The sequence below is a fragment of the Vibrio sp. 1727 genome (assembly GCF_033344415.1).
In the GTDB taxonomy this organism is placed as follows: domain Bacteria; phylum Pseudomonadota; class Gammaproteobacteria; order Enterobacterales; family Vibrionaceae; genus Vibrio; species Vibrio alginolyticus.
Map to the genome: position 1 here is coordinate 1 of NZ_JAWPOT010000302.1, position 677 is coordinate 677.

The window sequence follows — 677 nt, forward strand, 5'->3', positions numbered from 1 at the left end:
CATCTAACTTTCGGCGCTTTTTCTCGATTTTGTCGCTCGAACCCGACGGTTGTGCCTCTGCCAATTCTAGCTCGCGGGCTTTTACTTTTTGCGCTTTTTGTTCGACTTCTGATTGCAGTTTTTCGCGTAAATCTTCTTCCGAGCATTCATCCTCAATCGCAGCAAGGGCTCGTTTTAATCCATCAATGCGCTTTTGATTACCTTGTACTGTGGCGTATTCAATTTGCTGCTCAAGAGCAAACGCTTTGGCATCACACCCTTTTAGCTCTTCTTGAGCGACAGTAGGAAGCGAAATAGCCATCGTTAACGCAGCACCACAAATCACGGCTTTCATTTTAAACCTCTCCAGTAAATACAGCTCGCGCCCTCAAATGAGGGCGCATAAAAATAGGTCAACATCATTGGCAAACGCACTTCGCTCGCCGAATGTTTCAAGGTCGAGGAAGTTAAGATTCTGCGCTTTGCTTGTTGTATTCAATCGAATTGATGAACCACTCTTTGTCACCTTCCGGCGTTCGAACGGTAAATTCTTCATCCACTTGCTTTTTCAACATGGCTCTGGCCATAGGGGAATCAATGGAGATGTAATCTTTGGCATCGCCATATATTTCTTCTGGCCCCACAATGCGGAACTTCTTCACATCACCGGCTTCGTTTTCAATCTCGACCCAAGCACC

The 677-nt window shown here is 45.9% G+C and carries 2 protein-coding genes; both read right to left on the bottom strand.

Features of this window, described 5'->3' with window-relative positions:
- Positions 1-334, bottom strand: a 334-nt coding sequence (locus tag R8O10_RS25375; RefSeq protein WP_318191979.1) for a DUF1090 domain-containing protein, incomplete at its 3' end; no start/stop codon positions are given.
- 112 nt (positions 335-446) lie between these two features.
- On the bottom strand, positions 447-677 hold a 231-nt coding region (locus R8O10_RS25380), incomplete at its 5' end, for a GreA/GreB family elongation factor (protein ID WP_318191980.1).